General features: G+C 72.2%; 16 protein-coding genes. 7 read left to right on the top strand and 9 right to left on the bottom strand.

Annotated features, from left to right (window positions below; genetic code table 11):
* Window positions 1-16: 16 nt before the first annotated feature.
* Entirely contained in the window at window positions 17-1,291 is a 1,275-nt protein-coding gene (locus ABH920_RS43645; RefSeq protein WP_370355225.1) for an MFS transporter, read from the bottom strand.
* Between the two features lie 86 nt (window positions 1,292-1,377).
* Between ABH920_RS43645 and ABH920_RS43640 the strand changes: the two genes are divergently transcribed.
* Window positions 1,378-1,722, top strand: a complete 345-nt coding sequence (locus tag ABH920_RS43640; protein ID WP_370355224.1) for an ArsR/SmtB family transcription factor — start codon at window positions 1,378-1,380, stop codon at window positions 1,720-1,722.
* A gap of 221 nt (window positions 1,723-1,943) precedes the next feature.
* Here ABH920_RS43640 and ABH920_RS43635 read toward each other — a convergent pair whose 3' ends face one another.
* A complete protein-coding gene (locus ABH920_RS43635; protein WP_370355223.1) occupies window positions 1,944-2,444 on the bottom strand; it encodes a nuclear transport factor 2 family protein in 501 nt (166 codons plus the stop codon).
* A 101-nt stretch (window positions 2,445-2,545) separates the two neighbouring features.
* Between ABH920_RS43635 and ABH920_RS43630 the strand changes: the two genes are divergently transcribed.
* Window positions 2,546-3,094, top strand: a complete 549-nt coding sequence (locus ABH920_RS43630; protein ID WP_370355222.1) for a TetR/AcrR family transcriptional regulator — start codon at window positions 2,546-2,548, stop codon at window positions 3,092-3,094.
* A gap of 23 nt (window positions 3,095-3,117) precedes the next feature.
* Here ABH920_RS43630 and ABH920_RS43625 read toward each other — a convergent pair whose 3' ends face one another.
* Window positions 3,118-3,840 (bottom strand): Type 1 glutamine amidotransferase-like domain-containing protein, encoded by a 723-nt coding sequence (locus ABH920_RS43625; protein WP_370355221.1) that lies wholly within the window; start codon window positions 3,838-3,840, stop codon window positions 3,118-3,120.
* Between the two features lie 313 nt (window positions 3,841-4,153).
* Here ABH920_RS43625 and ABH920_RS43620 point away from each other — a divergent pair, with 313 nt between their 5' ends.
* Window positions 4,154-4,981 carry an SAM-dependent methyltransferase gene (locus ABH920_RS43620; RefSeq protein WP_370355220.1) on the top strand — a complete coding sequence of 276 codons (828 nt, stop codon included), beginning with the start codon at window positions 4,154-4,156 and terminating at the stop codon, window positions 4,979-4,981.
* An 88-nt stretch (window positions 4,982-5,069) separates the two neighbouring features.
* Here the strand turns inward: ABH920_RS43620 and ABH920_RS43615 are convergent, their stop codons facing one another.
* Window positions 5,070-9,107 carry a Pls/PosA family non-ribosomal peptide synthetase gene (locus ABH920_RS43615; RefSeq protein ID WP_370355219.1) on the bottom strand — a complete coding sequence of 1,346 codons (4,038 nt, stop codon included), beginning with the start codon at window positions 9,105-9,107 and terminating at the stop codon, window positions 5,070-5,072.
* A 283-nt stretch (window positions 9,108-9,390) separates the two neighbouring features.
* Between ABH920_RS43615 and ABH920_RS43610 the strand changes: the two genes are divergently transcribed.
* Window positions 9,391-10,092, top strand: coding sequence for a class I SAM-dependent methyltransferase (locus tag ABH920_RS43610; RefSeq protein WP_370355218.1), 702 nt, complete (start codon window positions 9,391-9,393; stop codon window positions 10,090-10,092).
* A 68-nt stretch (window positions 10,093-10,160) separates the two neighbouring features.
* Window positions 10,161-11,153, top strand: coding sequence for a zinc-binding alcohol dehydrogenase family protein (locus tag ABH920_RS43605; protein ID WP_370355217.1), 993 nt, complete (start codon window positions 10,161-10,163; stop codon window positions 11,151-11,153).
* A 14-nt stretch (window positions 11,154-11,167) separates the two neighbouring features.
* On the opposite strand, the gene ABH920_RS43600 is transcribed toward ABH920_RS43605, so the two are convergent.
* The 3 genes from ABH920_RS43600 to ABH920_RS43590 form a co-directional block, all read right to left on the bottom strand.
* Window positions 11,168-12,817, bottom strand: coding sequence for a copper resistance CopC/CopD family protein (locus ABH920_RS43600; protein WP_370355216.1), 1,650 nt, complete (start codon window positions 12,815-12,817; stop codon window positions 11,168-11,170).
* Window positions 12,808-13,332, bottom strand: coding sequence for a hypothetical protein (locus ABH920_RS43595; protein ID WP_370355215.1), 525 nt, complete (start codon window positions 13,330-13,332; stop codon window positions 12,808-12,810). Before ABH920_RS43595 ends, ABH920_RS43600 begins: the two co-directional genes overlap by 10 nt.
* Before the next feature lie 76 nt (window positions 13,333-13,408).
* Window positions 13,409-14,122 (bottom strand): hypothetical protein, encoded by a 714-nt coding sequence (locus ABH920_RS43590; RefSeq protein WP_370355214.1) that lies wholly within the window; start codon window positions 14,120-14,122, stop codon window positions 13,409-13,411.
* A 410-nt stretch (window positions 14,123-14,532) separates the two neighbouring features.
* On the opposite strand from ABH920_RS43590, the gene ABH920_RS43585 reads away from it, so the two are divergent.
* Entirely contained in the window at window positions 14,533-15,441 is a 909-nt protein-coding gene (locus tag ABH920_RS43585) for a LysR family transcriptional regulator (RefSeq protein ID WP_370355213.1), read from the top strand.
* 87 nt (window positions 15,442-15,528) lie between these two features.
* Here the strand turns inward: ABH920_RS43585 and ABH920_RS43580 are convergent, their stop codons facing one another.
* Complete coding sequence (locus tag ABH920_RS43580) at window positions 15,529-16,281, bottom strand: SDR family NAD(P)-dependent oxidoreductase (RefSeq protein ID WP_370355212.1); 753 nt, start codon at window positions 16,279-16,281, stop codon at window positions 15,529-15,531.
* Between the two features lie 152 nt (window positions 16,282-16,433).
* On the opposite strand from ABH920_RS43580, the gene ABH920_RS43575 reads away from it, so the two are divergent.
* Window positions 16,434-17,384, top strand: a complete 951-nt coding sequence (locus ABH920_RS43575; RefSeq protein ID WP_370355211.1) for an aldo/keto reductase — start codon at window positions 16,434-16,436, stop codon at window positions 17,382-17,384.
* Between the two features lie 7 nt (window positions 17,385-17,391).
* Here ABH920_RS43575 and ABH920_RS43570 read toward each other — a convergent pair whose 3' ends face one another.
* Window positions 17,392-18,162, bottom strand: a complete 771-nt coding sequence (locus tag ABH920_RS43570) for a TetR/AcrR family transcriptional regulator C-terminal domain-containing protein (RefSeq protein ID WP_370355210.1) — start codon at window positions 18,160-18,162, stop codon at window positions 17,392-17,394.
* Window positions 18,163-18,226: the final 64 nt, after the last annotated feature.

Here is an 18,226-nt window from a genome sequence, read left to right as displayed (position 1 = left end):
CCTTTCCCGAGAGGTCTTACGTGAGATCAACCGTAACCTTCCGCGCCATCCGCACGAGCGCCGCCAACACCGCCACGCACAGCACCGCGGCGCCCCATGCGAAGTACTGCACCGCCGTCAGCAGCCCCACCCGCGTCGCCACGAACCCGACGCCCACCACCGGTACGCCGACCCCCAGGTACAGGATCACGAAGAAGCTCGACAGCACGTCGGCCCGGCGGTCCGCGGGTGCCGCGCTGTTGATCGCGGTCAGCCCGCCGAGGAAGGTCAGGCCCTGCCCGAGGCCGGCGACCACCGTCGCGCCGATCAGCAGCGCCAGCGATGACGCGCTTCCCGCGATCGCGAGCGCGACCAGCCCCGCGGCCAGCAGCGGCAGCCCCGCGATCTCCAGCCCGCGCGCCGAACGGCCGTAGCCGAGCACCTGCGCCGTCGCCGAGCAGGCCAGCATCAGCGCCACCGCCGCGCCGCCGAGGAGCAGGTTCTTGCTGCCGGACAGCGTCGCGACGTAGGTCGGGATCAGCGTGAGGAACAGGCCCACCACCGCGAACGCCGCGAAGCACGCCGTCCCGCTCGTCGCGAACTCCGCACGCAGCGCCGCCGGGATCTCCGGGCGTCGCGGGCGCCAGCGCGTCCGGGCGCTGTGCGCGGGGAGCGACAGGACCACCACGACGGCCGGCACCAGCAACGCGATCTCCACCGCGAACGGCAACACCCGCGGCGCCGGCGCGTACTGCGCGAGGAATCCCGCCAGCAGCGGCCCGAATCCGAGGCCGCCGGCCGTCGCGACGGTCGATATCAACGCGGCCTTCCGCCGGTCGCCGTTGGGTTCGAGCTCTGTCAACGTCGCGGTCAGCGGCCCGGTCGCCGCCCCGATCGCGACGCCCTGCAAGATGCGCCCCGCGAACAGCCACCCGGTACCGGACGCGAGCGCGAACACCAGCGCCCCGCCCGCCGCGACGAACAGCGCCGGCAGCAGCATGACGCGGTAGCCCACGGCGTCCGCCGCCGGCCCGACCACCAGGAGCGAGGGAATCAGGACCGCGACATAGGCGGTGAAGATCAGCGTCAGGGTCAGCGGCGAGAAACCGAAGCGCGCCTCGTAGCCCTTGTAGAGCGGTGTCGGCAGGTTCGTGCCGGTGAGCAGGACGAGGAACGTGTACGCCGTTCCCCAGAAACGGATCCGCTTGCCCGCCACCGACAGCGTGCGGGCACCGCCGCCGACATCCGGCGCGGCACCAACGGCACCAACGGCATCGGCGGTACGCACCGCACCAGGACGATCGAGCGCCATGAGAGTCCTCCCGAGGCAACATGTTCGGAGATCCCGAACATAGCAGATGTTCGGGAATCCTGAACATGGTGTCCTACAATGGCCGCATGGCCAGCCGCACCGCCACCGAACTCACCCACCCCACCCGCGCCGAGCTGCGCTTCACCGCCGTCATGGCGGCCCTGAGCGACCCGATGCGCCTGGCGATCGTCGCCCGCCTCGCCGACGTCGAGCCGGACGGCGAACTCGCCTGCGGCGTCTTCCAGCTGCCGGTCAGCAAGTCCACCCAAAGCGGCCACTTCCGCACCCTGCGCGAGGCCGGCGTCATCCGCCAATGCGACGAAGGCACCCGCCGCCTGAACCGCCTCCGCCGCACCGATCTCGACGAGCTGTTCCCCGGCCTGCTGGACCTGGCGATCCCGCAGGGGCGCGAGGTGATGGCCGGGTTCTAGGCGCGCCTGCGGCGGTCGGCGGGCACTGTCTACGGCGGGTTGGCGCGCTGGGTCGCACGGACCGGAAGGCCGCATCCGCCGGTGGGACCTGCGTACGAGCGAGCCCGTCGGCGATCAGCCGATCGGTACCGGCGTGGAACTGCCGAAGTCGGCGGCTTCGTGCCCGGCGTGCGAGCCGGTCGTCGTTGCTCGGCGCCCTCCCCGTCGTCGGCCGTTAGATATCAGGCCCCTGCCTGCTCGGCCAGAGCCGCGGCCAAACCGTCCAGCTGCCCGAACGCCCGCGCGGCGCCGACGTGGTCGGTGTAGTCGCGGGCTTCGACGATCACGCCGTCGCGCACCCGCGTGACGAAGATGCACGGGAACGAGAACGGCCGTCCCGCGGTCGTCCCCACGTAGCGGAACTCCGTGATGACGACTTCCGGATCGGCCGTCTCGTGTACGTGGACGTCCACGGCGGTCATCGACTCGACCGGGACCCGGGCGGCGGCGAAGTGTTCGCGGATGCCGGCGCGGCTGGAGCGGGGGTGGTCGCCGAGCGGTGCGAAGGGGTGGCGGACGTCGGTGGCTTCGCCGTACAGGGCGGCCAGGCGGTCGAGCTGTTCCTCGCGCTGGGCGGCGTCGAGGTCGTCGGAGACCAGGCGGCTCACTCCTGCGGCGACCGCCCTGACGACGTCGGCCGGCGCCGGCACCTGCTGCGGATCCCGCGTCTGAGATTCGGACATGCTCACGCGCACCCCTTTCCGGAGTCTGGACTCCACTTACCGTACCAGAGTCCAGACTCCGGATATAGTCGTCGCGACCGCACCACGCCCGGGAGAAACCAATGCGCACCGACGCCCGCCTCAACCGCGAGCGCATCCTGGCCGCGGCCGAGGACGTCTTCAGCGAGCAGGGGAGCACCGGGTCCACGGAGGAGGTCGCGCGGCGTGCGGGGGTGGGCATCGCCACCGTCTTCCGCAACTTCCCGACCAAGGACCAGCTGATCGAGGCGACGCTGGTCCGCACCTTCGAGCGCCGTACCGAGCTGGCACTCCGGCTCGCCGCGTCCGACGACCCCGCCGAGGCGCTGCGTACCCTGGTCCGCACCATGATCGAGGACGGCCCGACGAAGATCGCCCTCGCCACCCTCATCACCGCCGACGGCCGCATCCCCGCCGACGCCGAGCAGGCCTCGGACCGTCTCAAGGAAGCCGTGGGGGCCGTGGTGCAGCGCGCTCAGGACGCCAACGCGATCCGCCCCGGCGTCACCGTCGACGAGGTCTACTTCCTGGTCCGCGGCCTCGCGCAGGCCGCCGCCGCGTCCCCGGTCCCCGCCGCGACGATGTGCGGCGCGATCGACGTCGTGCTCACCGGCCTCGCCGGCTCAGGCTGACGCCGCGAGCTGCCGGCGCCCGGTCACTCGCCCAGAAACCGCACGTCCAGTGCGGACTCTTCGACCACGCCCTCGCTACCCCGCCGCACTGAGAACCCCCGCGCCCCCGGCCGATCCGCGACGACCTCCGCCAACTCGTCGTCCACGTAATGCACCGCGACCCCGTCGTCGCACCCGTACCCGTCCGGCAGCGTCCCGTCCTGCACGAGCCGCTGGAACAGCGGCCGCCGCAGCTCCTCCGACTCGTAATGCGGGCAGTAAGACCCCTTCAGCAGCCCCAGCCCGTCCGTGAACGGCCGCAGCCGCGGACCGAACGAGTCCGTCGTCCCGCCCTCGAACCAACAGATCCCGCCGGCGCTCGACCCGAGCAGCACCACGCCGGCCTCCCACGCCTTGCGGAACACCTCGTCGAGCCCGTGCACGCGCCACACCGCCAGCATGTTGGCCACGCTCCCGCCGCCCACGAACACCACGTCCTGCGACAGCAGAAGGTCTTCGGGGTCTGCGACGTTCGGCATCGGGAACAGCGCCAGGTGCCGCAGCTCGCCCGGGCCGCCGGCGAGCCGGTCGTGGACACGCTGCGTGGTGGCCGGGTTGTCGCCCTCGGCGGTGTTCAGCACGCACATCTTCGGCCGCGCCTTGCCGCTGAGCCGGATCGCCTCCGCGCAGTACAGCGGAAACGTCTCGCGCGGCATGAGCGCCCCGCCGCCGATCGCCAGGATGTGTTTCCGTCCGTCCGCAGCCATGGGCTCGACCGTAGCGCACCCCGGAACGGCGCTTCAGAGCGGCTCAGAGCGCCCCAGAGCGCCTCGAACCGCGCCCGCGACCCCGTTTCCCCACGACCCGATAGGACACACCCACGATCCGCCCCGCGACCTGCCCCAAAACCGGCCCAAAACTGGGCCCAAAACCCCGCCCCACCACCGCGCAGTTGCGCAGCGCCGGTGATCGAGGCAGGCTAGCGCGCAAAGCGGTGCCGTCGCCGAATCCTCAACGCGACGCCCCCTTCCCCCCGCTCAACCCGGCCCGTGACCCGGTGCCGCCGCTAGTTTGGTGCCCATGGACGCGATCGACGCTGCGGAGCTGGCCTTGAGTCTTCCGGACATTGACCCGTCGCAGCCCAGCCCAGCCCGTATCTACGACTTCTGGCTCGGCGGCAGCCAGAACTTCGAGGCCGACCGCGAGGCCGGCCGCCGCGCCGCCGACGCCATGCCCACCCTGGTCGGCGCGATCCGCGCCAACCGCGCCTTCCTCGGCCGCGTGGTCCGCCACCTGGCCGGCACGGTCGGCGTCAGCCAGTTCCTGGACCTGGGCTCCGGCGTGCCGACCGCGGGCAACGTGCACGAGGTCGCGATGGAGGTGAACCCCGAGGCGCGCGTGGTCTACGTCGACGTCGACCAGGTTGCCATCGCGCACTCCCGCATGCTGCTGGCGCAGACCCCCAACGCGGTCGCGATCCTGGCCGACCTGCGCCGCCCCGACAGCGTCCTGGCGCACCCGCTGCTGCGGCAGACCCTGGACCTGACCAAGCCGGTCGCCATCCTGATGAACGCGGTCCTGCACTTCGTCCCGGACGCCGACGACCCCGCGGGCATCGTCGCGGCCTACATCGAAGCCGCCGCCCCGGGCAGCTACCTGGCCCTGTCGCACGCCGCCCCGGACCTGGCGCACCCCGGCGAACAGCAGCAGATGCTCGACGACTACCAGCGCTCGACGCGCGTGCCGTTCATCAACCGCGAGCCCGAGGTGATCGCCGGCTGGCTGGCCGCCGAAGACCTGGAGATTCAGCCGCCGGGTCTGGTCACGGTCGACCAGTGGCAGCCCGAGCCGAACAGCGTCGAGACGCCGATCCTGCGGACCTACGGCGTGCTGGCGCGCAAGCCCTAGCGGGAAACGTCTGTGGCCGGACCGGGATCCATCCCCGGCCCGGCCACAAACCGCTGTCCGCTATCCGCCAACTACCAACTGCTGACCGCTAACTCTCCGAATCCCAGTGTGCGACGGGATTCCCATGCCACCGCGTGCCGGCCCGCAATCGATCCCCGCGCATCACCAGCGAGTACGGCCCGGCCACCGCCGCGTCGTCCAGCTGCGTCCCCGGCAGCGCGATCGCGTGCGGCCCCAACGTCGCCCCGCGCCCCAGCGTCACCGTGTCCATCCGCATCAGCCGGTCCTGGAACAGGTGCGTCTGCAGCACCACCCCGCGGTTCACCGTCGCGCCGTCGCCCAGCGTCACCAGGTCGGTCTCCGGCAGCCAGTGGCTCTCACACCACACGCCCCGCCCGATCCGCGCCCCGAGACTGCGCATCCACATGTTCATGAACGGCGTCCCGATCAGCGACGCCCCGAGCCAGGGCATCCCCACTTCCTCGATGAACGTGTCGAACAGCTCGTTGCGCCACACGAACGAGCTCCACAACGGCTTCTGCCCGACCCGGAACCGCCCCACCAGCAGCCACTTCGCCGCCGTGGTCAGCAGGCACGCGACCACCCCGGTCGCCAGGAGCAGCCCCATCGCGGCCGGCAGCGCGCCGTACAACCCGAGCTTGTCGTACGCGGCCTGCACGCCTATCACCGCCAGGTCCCCGAGCAGCACCGTCAGGAACAACGGCAGCCACCGGCACAGCTCCACGAAGCCGCGCGCCGCCACCAGCCGGAACGGCGGGTCGTACGTCCGCGCCGTGGACTCTCCGCCCTCCACCTGCCGCTGCACCGTGAACGCCGGCCGCCCCAGCCACGAGTCGCCCGGGGACGTGCGCGGCGGAGTGTCGGAGTGCACGCCGATCAGCGACTCGTCGGCGACCCGCCGGAACGGCCCGACCATCCCGGAGTTCCCGACGAACGCCCGCTTCCCGACGTACGCCGGCCCCAGCCGCAGCCAGCCGCCGCGGATCTCGAACGGCGCGATCAGCGTGTCGTCGGCCAGGAACGCGTGGTCGTCGACCTCCATCAGGCTGGGCAGCGCCAGCACGGTCGAGGCCTCGACGCGCCGTCCGACCTTGGCTCCCAGCAGCCGCAGCCACACCGGCGTGGCCAGGCTGGCGTACAGCGGGAACAACGCGACCCGCGAGGTCTCCATCAGCCGGTGCACGACCCACACGTTCCACGCCACCCGGCCGTGCGCCGCGTACACCCCCGGCACGATCTTGCGCGACAGGACCCGCACCACCAGCGCGGTCAGCAGCGCGTAGCAGACCACCGTGACCACGGTGAACGGCACCGACGACAGCAGTATCAGGTCGGCCAGGCCGCCGGGCTCGGGATGCGCGCCGCGCCACAAGTACAGGAACACCAACGCCGGTGCGGCCGCCAGCAACGGCAGCAGCTGCATCGCCGGCAGCGTGACCATGTAGACCAGGTTCCAGAACCCTGACGTGCGGTACTCCGGCGGCGGCCACTTGAACGTCGGCACGTCCTCGTCGCGCCGGGCCGGCGTCCCGTGCCACCGCTGGCCCTCCGGGACGGTCCCGGACACGCAGCTGCCGGACGCGACCTCAGCGCAGGCGCCGATGTCCGCGCCGGGCATCAGCATCGACCGGGTCCCGACCGAGGCGTGCGGCCCGACCCGGATCCCGCCGACGTGCAGCAGGTCGCCCTCGATCCACCAGCCCGCGCAGTCCACCTCCGGCTCCAGCACCGCGCCGTCCCCGAACGCCGCCATGCCGGTCACCGGCGGCAGCGAGTGCAGCTGCACGTCGCGCCCGACCCGGCACCCCAGTATCCGCGCGTAGCGGGACGCCATCGGTGTGCCGGTGACCCCGGCCAGGCTGAACGCGCCGACCAGCCGCTCGGCGGTCCACAACCGCAGGTGCGTCCAGCCGCCGCGGTGGTAGGAGCCGGGCTGCAGGTTGTGCGTGAACACCCGCGCGCCGACGCCGCTGATGACCATGCGCGCCGGGGCGCTGCCCAGCGCCAGCCAGCCGCCGACGATCAGCCACCACGAGGTGTGCGGAGCCCACGTCACCGGCCCGATGACGTCGTCCATCGCGGCGATGCCGAGCACCCACGGGATGGCCGTGACGACGAACATGACCGCCAGCACCACGCCCTGGTACAGCCCGGCGGTCGCCGGCGTCAGGTGCACGCGGCGGTGCCGCACCCGCGGCTTGCCGGCCTGGCCGCCAGCCTGTTCGGAGGCGTCCAGGAACCGGGTCAGCTCCGGCAGTTTCGGGTGCTGGTACAGGTCTTTGACGGTGAACCCGGGGAACCGGTCGCGCATCTCGCCGACCAGCCGCGCCGCGGTGAGGCTGCTGCCGCCGAGGCCGAAGAAGTCGCTGTCGGCCTCGACCGGGACGCCGAGCAGCCGTTGCCACTGTTCGGCTATCCAGCCGGCGGTGCCGCCCAGACCCGCCGCCGAACCGGCCGCGGCCGCCTCCTGGCCGGGCAGCGGCCAGGGCAGGGCTTTGCGATCGACCTTGCCGGAGGTGCGGGTCGGCAGGTCGTCGACCAGTGCCAGCACCGGGACCAGCGCCGGCGGGAGCTTGTGGAGCAGGAGTTCGCGCGCCGCGTTCTTGTCGAAGTCGCTCGCTGCCGCCGCACCGCCGTTGCCGTTGCTGCCGCCGCTGTTGCTGTCGCTGCCGCCGCTGGCGTCGGCGTCGGCAGAACGCTGATGCGGGATGCCGCCGGGCTGTCCCGCCGAGCCGTCGACGACGAGATAGCCGACGAGCACCTGCCCGCCGGCCGGGCTGTCCTTGACCGCCGCGGCCGCCGCCCGCACGCCGGGCAGCGCCTGCAACGCCGCGTCGACCTCGCCGAGCTCGATCCGGCGTCCGCCGATCTTCACCTGCTCGTCGGCGCGGCCGACGAAGATCAGCCCTTCGCGCTCGGCGCGCACCAGGTCGCCGGTGCGGTAGACGCGCCGGCTCGGCAACGCCGGATGCGGCGCGAACTTCTCGGCGTCCTTGGCCGGATCCAGGTAGCGCGCGGTGCCGACCCCGCTGATCAGCAGCTCGCCGGTCTGCCCCCAGGGCACCGGCTGCCCCTGGCCGTCGACGACGGCCAGCTCCCAGCCGTCCAGCGGCGTCCCGATCCGCACCGGCGCTCCGGCGCGCATCAGCGAGGCGCAGGCCACGACGGTGGCCTCGGTCGGGCCGTAGGTGTTCCAGAACTCCCGGCCCGGCACCGCCAGTCGCTCGACCAGCTCCGGCGGGCAGGACTCGCCGCCCACGATGAGCAGCCGCACCCGGTCCAGCGCCTCGGCGGGCCACAGCGCGACCAGCGTCGGGACCGTGGAGACCACGGTGATGCCGCGCTCGACGAGCCACGGCCCCAGATCGGTGCCGGCCTTCACGAGCGAGCGCGGGGCCGGGACCAGGCAGGCGCCGTGCCGCCAGGCCAGCCACATCTCCTCGCAGGAGGCGTCGAAGGCGACCGAGAGCCCGGCCAGGACCCGGTCGCCGGGCCCCAGCGGCCGGTTCTGGACGAACAGGCGGGCCTCGGCGTCGACGAACGCGGCGGCCGAGCGGTGCGAGACCGCGACGCCCTTGGGACGTCCGGTGGTGCCCGAGGTGAAGATCACCCACGCGTCGTCGGTCAGCGCCGGCGGTCCGGGGCGCCGTCCGGCCGTCCCGGGCCCGGGCCCGATCGCACGGTCCTCGCCGAGCACCGCGCACACCGCGGCGTCCTGCCAGATCATCTCGGCGCGCTCGTCGGGGTCGTCCACGTCGACCGGCACGTACGCGGCGCCGGCGGCCAGCACGGCCAGGATCGCGACGTACAGATCGAGGGTCCCCGACGGCACGCGGACGCCGACCTTGTCGCCGGGCCCGACTCCGTGCCCGCGCAGGGTGTCGGCCAGCGCGGCGACGGCACCGCGCAGCTCGCGGTAGCTGAGCGCGGTACCCGCCGCTTCCAGGGCGGGCGCCTCGGGGTGCTGCTGGACGGTCGCGTCGAGGACGTCGACGAGGGTCCGTGCCCGCGCAGCCTGGGCCACCGGCCAGACCGCGTGGTCCAGCGAGGCCGGCAGGATGCGCCCGAGGGGCATGGTCGTGACCGTGTCCTGGGTGGGTTGCATGAAGTTTTTCTCGAGTCGTCGTAGCCATTAAGACGTCAGGCCTGGCAGCCCTCGGGTGGCGACGCGACCGGCCATGCTCACTCCATTATGGTCGGTCGCTAGGTAAGAACGGTGTTAAGAACAACTAAAGAGAGTAGTAGCAAACGGCGTGCGGGGGGTTCCGGCAGGTCATGGCGAGCCCCATGGGTTGAGGATCTTTGAGGAGCTTGGTGTGAGCGTGGCTTTTCCGTCCGACCGGTGGCGTTCGCGCCTGGGGACGCTTCGGCAGGTTGTCAGACAAGAGATGGTGACCCGGCAGGTCGCCGCACACGTGCCGGATCTGCCGGCGCGGCGGGTGCTGGACATCGGGTGCGGGCAAGGGACTCAGGCGCTGTTGTCGGCTCGACGCGGTCATTCGGTGACCGGACTGGACACCTCGGAGCAGTTGCTCGACGATTTCCGCGCCGCTCTGGCCGCCGAACCTGAGAACGTCCGCGAGCGGGTGCGGCTGGTGCGGGGCGATGCTACGGCGCTCGGTTCGCTGTTCCCTGCGGGGAGTTTCGACGTGGTGTTGTGCCACGGCGTCCTGATGTACTTCGCCGACCCCGGGCCGTTGCTGGATGCGATAGCGGGGGCGGTGGCGCCCGGCGGGACCGTGTCGCTGCTGGTCCGGAACGGGGACGCGCTCGCGATGCGACCCGGGCTGCTCGGCGACTGGGAGGCGGCGAACGCGGCGTTCGAGGGCAGCGGGTATCGCAACCGGTTGGGCGTGGACGCGCGGGCGGATCGGCTGGAGGAGCTGACTGCGGAGTTGGCGCGGCGGGATTTGGCGGTGGCGCAGTGGTACGGGGTTCGCGTGTTCACGGATATCGCGGTGCACGCCGAACTGCCTGACGAGGCCACGATGGAGGCCGTGCTGGACGCCGAGGAGCGGGCCGGGCGGACTGATCCGTATCGGCATGTCGCTGCGCTACTGCATCTGGTGGCGGTGCGGGGCGGCGCCTGATCGTCGGTGCCGGCCGCCGGTGACGGCGTGGGAATGATCAGCCGTCAAGGATTTGTTGCGGTCTTTTCATGAGCACCCTGCCGGCGACGATGCGCGCCCACGCTTTCCGGTCCAACGGCGGCCCCGAGGTCTTCGAATCCATCGAGCTGCCGGTTCCCGGCCTGGATGATCGCAGCGTCCTGATCGAAGTCGCCTTCGCCGGCGTCAACTTCGCCGAGGTTCAGCATCGGCGTGGGGAGTTCGGGGAGCCTGACGGGCCGGGCGGCTACGACGTGCCGGGGCTGGAGGCGTCCGGGCGTGTGGTCGCCGTTGGGGATGGCGTCACCGAGGTGCGGGTGGGGGAGGATGTCGCCGCGTATCTGCCGTCGTTCGGCGGGTACGCGCAGTACGCGGTCACGTCGGCCGACTTCGTGCGGCCGGTCGGCGGGCTGTCGTTGGAGGTCGCGGCCGGGGTGCCGTGTGTCTACCCGACGGCTTACGGGCTGGTGTCCGACGTCGGGCGGCTGCGCGCGGGTGACAGCGTGCTGATCCACTCGGCTTCCGGCGGCGTCGGGGGCGCGGCGGCGCGGATCGCCCGGGCGGCCGGGGCGCGGCACGTCTTCGGGACCGTCGGCTCCCCGGCGAAGCAGCCGGCGGGCTACGACGCGCTGTTCGCGCGCGAGGCGTTCGCCGACCAGGTGCTGGAGGCTACCGACGGCCGCGGCGTGGACCTGGTGCTGGACCCCATCGGCGGGCCGGTGCGCGCGGCGAGCCTGCGGGCGCTGGCGCCGTTCGGGCGGGTGGTGGTGTTCGGCGACCAGGGCCGGCACGACGACTGGTCGGAGGACGTGTTCGCGCTGTGGAAGAACTCGCGGGCGGTCGCCGGCTTCAACATCGGCGACGTGGCACGCCGGGCCCCGGCCACGATCGGCGGACACCTGGAGCGCGCGCTGGCAGCGCTGGCCTCGGGGGAGTTGGCGTACGAGGCGCCGAGCGTGGTGCCGATCGCCGAGGTGGCCGAGGTGCACCGGGGGTTCGAGGCGGGGGAGCGGTCGGGGAAGACGGTGCTGCGGGTGGGCTGAGCTCCGCGCTTCACCTACCGCGCCGGTGCGTTCCCAGCCAGCAACACAGCCAACAACAGCAGCACCGACGCGCCGGCGAGCTCCACCACGACGTTCCGCCGCAGCGCCGCCGCACTCCCGCCGTGCCACGTCGCCACGATCCCGCGCGACCCCCTGGCCACGCCGATCACGCACAGCAGGATCGCGACCTTGGCGAGCAACAGGCGGCCGTACGTGGTGTCCAGCAGAGCACTGACACTCCCGACCTCCCGCCACGCCTGATACAACCCGGTCGCCACCAACACCCCGACAGCCCCGAGCGCCAGCCGCGAGAACCGCCGCACCGCCGCCGCCACCGCCGCACCCCCACCGGCCAACAACACCGCCACCACGAACAGCCCCCCGACCCACACCGCCATCGCCGCGACATGCAGCGTCAAAGCCACCATCGCCACCGGCGCCCCACCCCCGGTCGCCGCGTGCCCGGTCGCACCCCACGTGCCCGCCACCGCGACCGTGAACGCCAACGGCACCACCGGCCCCCGCGCCCACCGCAACACCGCATCCCCCACCACCGCCGCCACAGCCAGCACGACAAGCCGCGCCATGAACGCGTGGCCCTCGCGCGTCCCGAGCGTGACGGAGAGCAGCGAGCGATCGAGCAGGTGGCCAAGCGACAGCCCGCGCGTCGCAGGGGCATAGGCAGTGAGCTGGACCAAAGTTCCGACAAGCAAGAGCGACCAACCGAACGCCGCCGGCCAGGTGGGAGTGGCGCTCGGCGCGGACGCGGATTCGGCAGCGCTGGCCGCCGATCTCTCAGGCCGCTGCCCGGCGCCCGGACTTGCCGCGCTGCGCTCGGTGCTCAGACTTGCTCGCTCGGCGGCGATGCTTGCGGGCGGCTGCCCGGCGCCCGAGCCGGTGCTTGGCTCTGGCGCGAAGTCCTCGGCGCTCAGACTTGCTCGCGTGGCAGGCGAGTCGATGGCGAGGCTTGCTTGCTCGGCGGCGATGCTTGCGGGCGGCTGCCCGGAGCCCGGGCTTGCCGCGATGCGCTCGGTGGTCAGGCCTACTTGCGTGGTAGGCGAGTCGGTGGCGAGGCTTGCTTGCTCGGCGGCGATACTTGCGGTCAGCTGCCCGGCGCCTGCGTCGCCATCCTCCCGCCGCCGATACGTGTGCAGCGCCGCGACCCCGCCGATCATCGCGAGTCCCGCGAACCCGATCCATTGCCCCGCGTCGTACGTCGCACTCGTCAAGCGGTTGTGTCCGAGCCCCGCGACGCTCGCCGGCACGCTCGCCGCCCCCACCGCGAACATCACCGTGCCGGAGCTCGCGTGGCCGTCGTCGGCCGCCGTGACCTGCCACACCACCACGAACGTCCCGTGCCGCGTGTCCGGCGCCAGGTCCACCGCGAGGCTGTCTGCTCCGGACGGCCCGGCATGCAGCGCCCCCGCGTCCAGACGCCTTCCGTCGGGGCCGATCACCTTCACCGCGCTGAGCTTCAGCACGATCTCCTCCGAGAACCGCAGCCCCACCCGCGTCGGCTCGCTGCCCACGACAGCGCCCTGCGAAGGCGTCGACGACGCCAACTCCGCGTGCGCCGAAGCCGGACCCGCGAGCACGACGAGTGCCGCGAACGCCGCGGCGCACACCGTCAGGATGCGCCGTCCGAGCGATGACCTCAGTGACATTCCCCAGCCGCCTTCCGCTCCGCGACCACCGCCGCGACGCCGCTCCGGTATCCCGCCAGCGTCTGTGCGTCCGGCTGGAATCTCCACGCCCCGCCTTCGAAAACCACCGTGCTGTTGCCGGTCATCGACCCCTGATGCCAGTCGACCTTCACGTCTGTCGCAGAGACGTCCGCCGCCGCGTCGATCACGTACGGCTCGCCCAGTGCCGGCCGGCACTCCGTGTTCAGCCGCACGAAGTCCCCCTCACTCAACGCCGCACGCCCCGCCGCCGACCACAGCCCCCACGCCTGCGCCCACCCGCCGCCGGACATCAGCCCGAACTCCTGCGTCGCCACCGACCGCGCCCGCACCATCGACGGCCCGGACGGCCCGGAAGCACTCGAAGCGCCACCCGAAGCAGACCCCCGAGACCACCCCGCCAACACCGAGTTGGCCGCGACCACCGCGACCACCACCGCCAGCAGGAACCACCACCCGGCGGCCCGGCCGCGCAATCCGAGGCGCGCAGCGCGCATCAAACCCTCCTCTCGACAGCTGAGAACGGGACGGCGGCCCGAACCCGCGCAACCGCCGCCCGTAGCACCGCCAGGCTCAGTTCGTGAGCCGGTTCGTCCCGTAGTGCAGGATCATGCTCTGGTTCCCACTCAGGTTCAGGTCCGCCGTGAACCGCAGCGAGTCCCGAATCTGCTCGTTCGTGATCGCCGTACTCGGCGCCCCGCCCCACGTGTACGTGAACGTCTGCCCCGGCCCGACCTGCCGCTGGCTCAGCGGCACGTCGTGGAACCCGAGCCGCGCGATGTAGAACGACGTCCCGTCCCCGCGCGGCACCTCCAGGTAGTCCTGCTGCGGATGCCCGTACGCCACCGAAGCCGTGTAGCCGTGGTTGTCAGAGCTCGAAGGCGCGCGCCAGATCAGCACCGCGCAGTCCGTGGCCAGGGTCTCGGACGAGGTGTTGGTGAACGTGAACGTCCAGTTCCCGTACCACTGGTCGCCGCTGAACGACACCGCCTCCGACAGGCCGACGTTGCTGCTGAACTGCGTGGTCAGCGGCTCGCTCAGAATCGGGTTGGCGCCGCTGACCGGGTGGTCCACGCCGGTGGCGCAGCGCTCCAGCGGCGAGCTGTACACCGACGGCGCGCCGGTGGGCACCGCCTGGCTGTAGGTCGCGGGCCCGGCCGAGACCGCGGAGGTCGCGGCGCTGTCCGCCGCGGCGCTGCCGCCGGAGCCCAGGGCGGCGATCCCGGCCGCGACCGCGGCGGTGGCCAGACCGGCGGCCAGGCCCCGTTTGGTGGAGATGCGTTGCATGCGGGGAGTCCTTTCATCAGGACGGTCCCGGCGGGCATGCCGGGAACCGAGGTGGTGCCGTGGCATGGCGCGGTGCCCCGGGAACGAGCGAGGCAGAGCGCTGACAGCCGCCCCCACGTCCCACGCCGGCGTCGCCGCAGCCCGCACGTCACGTGAAAGGCGATGTGGTGAAGATCCGCATATACGGGATTTGTGATGCGGATAACCCTTCGTCATGGAAGGTCTACTGCCGCGCGCGGACCGCGTCAAGGGTTTCCGGACCCTTGGTCTAGTCCATTAGGTCTAGACCCATGTCAGAACGCTGAACAAAAACGCACGCCAAGGGCCCCGCAAGGGCGGCGCGCAACCCGAGGACGCCCGCCGGTGTGTCCGTCACGCCACCGAACCCGCCGTCATGGTGCGATAGTCCGATGGAGTTGCGTCCGATGGAGTTGCGGGAGTTGCAGGGCTTCGTGGCGGTCGTCGAAGCCGGGAGCCTGTCGGCGGCGGCCCGCCGGCTGCACGTCAGTCAGCCGGCCTTGTCCCAGACCATCGCGGGCCTGGAACGCGCGCTGCGCGTCCGGCTGCTGGAGCGCAGCAGCACCGGCGTGAAGGTCACCGAGGCCGGCGGCGTGCTGCTCGGCGAGGCGCGCGCCGTGCTGGCCCGCTACGAGCAGGCGCAGCGCGTCGTGGCCGGCTTCATCGCCGGCGACAGCGGCGGCGTCCTGCGCCTGGGGATCCCGCTGGAGTTCCCCTCGGCCGTGCTCGCGCCGGCAGTGGCCGAGCTCGCCGAATCGTGCCCGAACACCCGCGTCCAGGCGCGGCACCTGTCCACCGCCGAGCAGATCACCGCGCTGCGGGCCGGGGAGTTGGACGTCGGCCTGCTGCGCGAACGCCCGGCCGGCGACGACTTCGACGCGATGCTGGTGACGCGCGAACGGCTCGGCGTGCTGCTGGCCGCCGGGCCGGCGGCGGAACTGGCCGGCGCCGACGGCGTGCCGCTGGACGCGCTGGCCGGCCTGGAGTGGCTGGCCTTCCCCCGCACCGACAGCCCGGCCTGGTACGACGAGGTCACCGCGATCCTGCGCAGCCACGGCCTGACCCTCGGCGCCGACGCCCCGCCGAACCAGCGCCTCATCGCCGAGGTCAAGCTGGCGGCGGTGACGGCCGGCCAGGCTTTCGCGCTGGCCCCGGCCGACTGGTCGCAGCCGCTGCCCGACGGGGTGGTGTGGCAGCCGCTGGCGGGCCATCCGCTGGTGCGCCGCACCTGGGCGGTCTGGCCCGCCGACTCCCGGCGCCGCGACCTGGGGCTGCTGATCGCCGCGTTCGAGCGCGACTGATCGGCGATCATCCAGACTTACTCAGGGCACTGGCAGGGCTCGGTCAGTGCCACATCGGTGCTCTGTCAGTACTCTGTCAGTGCTCTGTCAGACTGCGGTCCGACCGCCATCTACCGGCAGCACCACGCCCTGCACGAAGCTGGCCCCGTCCCCCACCAGGTACGCCACCGCCGCCGCGATCTCCTCCGGCGCCGCCGGACGTCCGAGGGGCGCCTCGGCCGCGAGCCCGTCCAGATTATCGCCCATCGGGGCCGTCCCCTCGGTGCGCGTCGGCCCGACGCCCACCGCGTTGACCCGCACGCCGCTCGGCCCGTACTCGGCGGCCCACGCCTTCGTCAGCAGGTTCACCGCCGCCAGGCTGGACCCGTACAGTGCCATCCCCGCCTTGCCGTACGCGGCGACCTGCGTGCTGATGTTGACGATCGCACCCTTGCCGCGTGCGGCCATCGCCGGCGCCAACTCCGCCACCAGGAAGAACTTCGCCTTCACGTTCAGCGCGTACAGCTCGTCGAACTGCTCCTCGGTCATCTCCGCGGTCGGCCCGAACGGGAACGCCCCGGCGTTGTTCACCAGGATGTCCACCCGCCCGCCGCCGGCCTCGACGGCCTCGCGCGCCAGCCGTCGCACCGCCGCCGCGTCGCTCAGATCCGCGGAAATGAAATCGGCCTTTCCGCCACGTTCCCTAATGCCGTTCACGACACTGTCGCCGCGCTTCCGGTCCCGTCCGGCAACGAGGACGTGCGCCCCCTGCTCGGCCAGCGCCTTCGCGACGGCAGCCCCGATCCCGCTGGTCGCGCCGGTGACCAGGGCCACGTTCCCGTCCAGGGAGTATGCAGTCATGAGAATTGCCTTTCATGGAATTCCGATGGTGACACTTCATCGAACCCCACGCGCCATCGCACACTTCCGAGGCGGCCACAGGCATTCCTTATAGCCGATATCGGCGCTGATTCTGGCTGGCGGCATGCTCCCGCGATCTGATAGGAGTCACTGTGACTACCGCTCCGCACTCCGCCACACCGCACACTTCCCCGACCCAGGCCTCCCCGGCCGCCGCCTCCGGCACCTGGCAGCTCGGCGACCGCACCGTCCACCGCCTCGGCTTCGGCGCCATGCGCCTGACCGGCACCGGCGCCTTCCACAACGGCACGCCCCGCGACCGCGCCACCTCCATCGCCGTCGTCCGCCGCGCCGTCGAACTCGGCGTGAACCACATCGACACCGCCGCGTTCTACTTCTCCGCCCTCCGCTCGGCCAACGAGATCGTCAACTCCGCTCTCGCCGCCTTCCCCGCCGACGAGGTCCTGGTCGCCACCAAGGTCGGCCCGCGCCGCGACCGCGCCGGCGGCTGGGAGGGCGCAGCCCGCCCCGAGGACCTGCGCGGCGACGTCGAGCAGAACCTGCGCGAACTCGGCCGCGACCACCTGGACCTGGTCTATCTGCGCAACATGCGCTGGGACTCGCTCTCCGACCACTTCGGCGCCCTGGCCGAACTGCGCGAGGAAGGCCTGATCCGCGACCTCGGCGTGTCCTCGGTCTCGGCCGCGCAGCTGCACGAGGCGCGCGCCATCGCCCCGGTCGTCGCGGTGCAGAACAAGTTCGGCCTCGACGACACCGAATCGGTCGAGGTCATGCGGGCCTGCGGCGATCTGGGCATCGCCTTCGTGCCCTTCTTCGCCATCGCCGGCGCTCGCCCCGGAGCCGAGGCCGCTGAGGCCACCGCCGCCGCCACCGAGGCCGGAGCCGAAGCCGAAGAAGACCGCGCGGCGAAGGTCGCCGAGGCCCACGGCGTCAGCCCCCAACAGATCCGCCTCGCCTGGACCCTGGCTCAGGGCCCGCACGTCCTGGCCATCCCCGGCACCGGCGACATCGCGCACCTGGAGGCGAACATCGCCGCCGGCGCGATCCGGCTGACGCCGCAGGATCTGGAGCTGCTCGGCTGAGCGACGGCTAAGCCACCAACGCCTGGAACGAATCCAGCACCCGCTCCAGCCCGAACTCGTACGCGTGGTCCGGGTCGTACGCCGTCCCGTGTGCCTCGCCGGCGGCCGACCCGACCCGCACCGCGGTCGGGTACTTCTCGGCGTCGAAAACCTTCTCCAGCAACGGCGCGTTCGCCTGCCACCACTGCCGGTCGCTCATCGCACTGTCGACCTGCGCGGCCCGGGTGTCCGCCGCGCTGCGGGCCCAGCCCTGCACGAAGCCGAGCAGGTGCGTCAGACAGTCGTCCGTCTGCACATCGCTGAGGCCCATGTCCTGGAACGCCGTGAGTTCGTGCTCGTACTTGGCCATCAACCCGGGCCCCAGCGGCGGCCGCGCCGTCGAGACCTCCGCCGCCCACGGATGCCGCTCGAACAGCTCCCGGTTCTCCTCGGCGACCGCCCGCACCCGCTCGCGCCACGGCCGGCCGGCGGTCCGCGGGCGCGGCATCGCGGCGTACGCGGTGTCCATCATCAGGTCCAGCAGCTCGGCCTTGCCCGGCACGTACGTGTACAGCGACATCGGCACCACGCCGAGCTCCTGCGCGACCCGCCGTATCGTCACCGCCTCCAGCCCCTCGGCGTCGGCGAGCGCCGTCGCGGTCGCGACCACCGCCTCCACGCTCAGCGCACGGCGGGGTCCGCGGCGCGGTGCGGCGGTCGCGGCGGGGTCCTCGCCGGTCCGCCAGAGCAGGCGCAAGGTGTGGGCCGGATCACCGGCGCTGGTTCGTTCTGTCGGCACGGGAACAATCCTCCCGCATCATGAGTTGTACGTTGTACACTGTACGCCGTACAGTTTAACCGGC

It is taken from the genome of Catenulispora sp. EB89 (assembly GCF_041261445.1).
Lineage (GTDB): Bacteria > Actinomycetota > Actinomycetes > Streptomycetales > Catenulisporaceae > Catenulispora.
The sequence above is the reverse complement of the archived record's forward strand: the minus strand, read 5'-3'. Positions and strand labels throughout refer to the sequence as shown.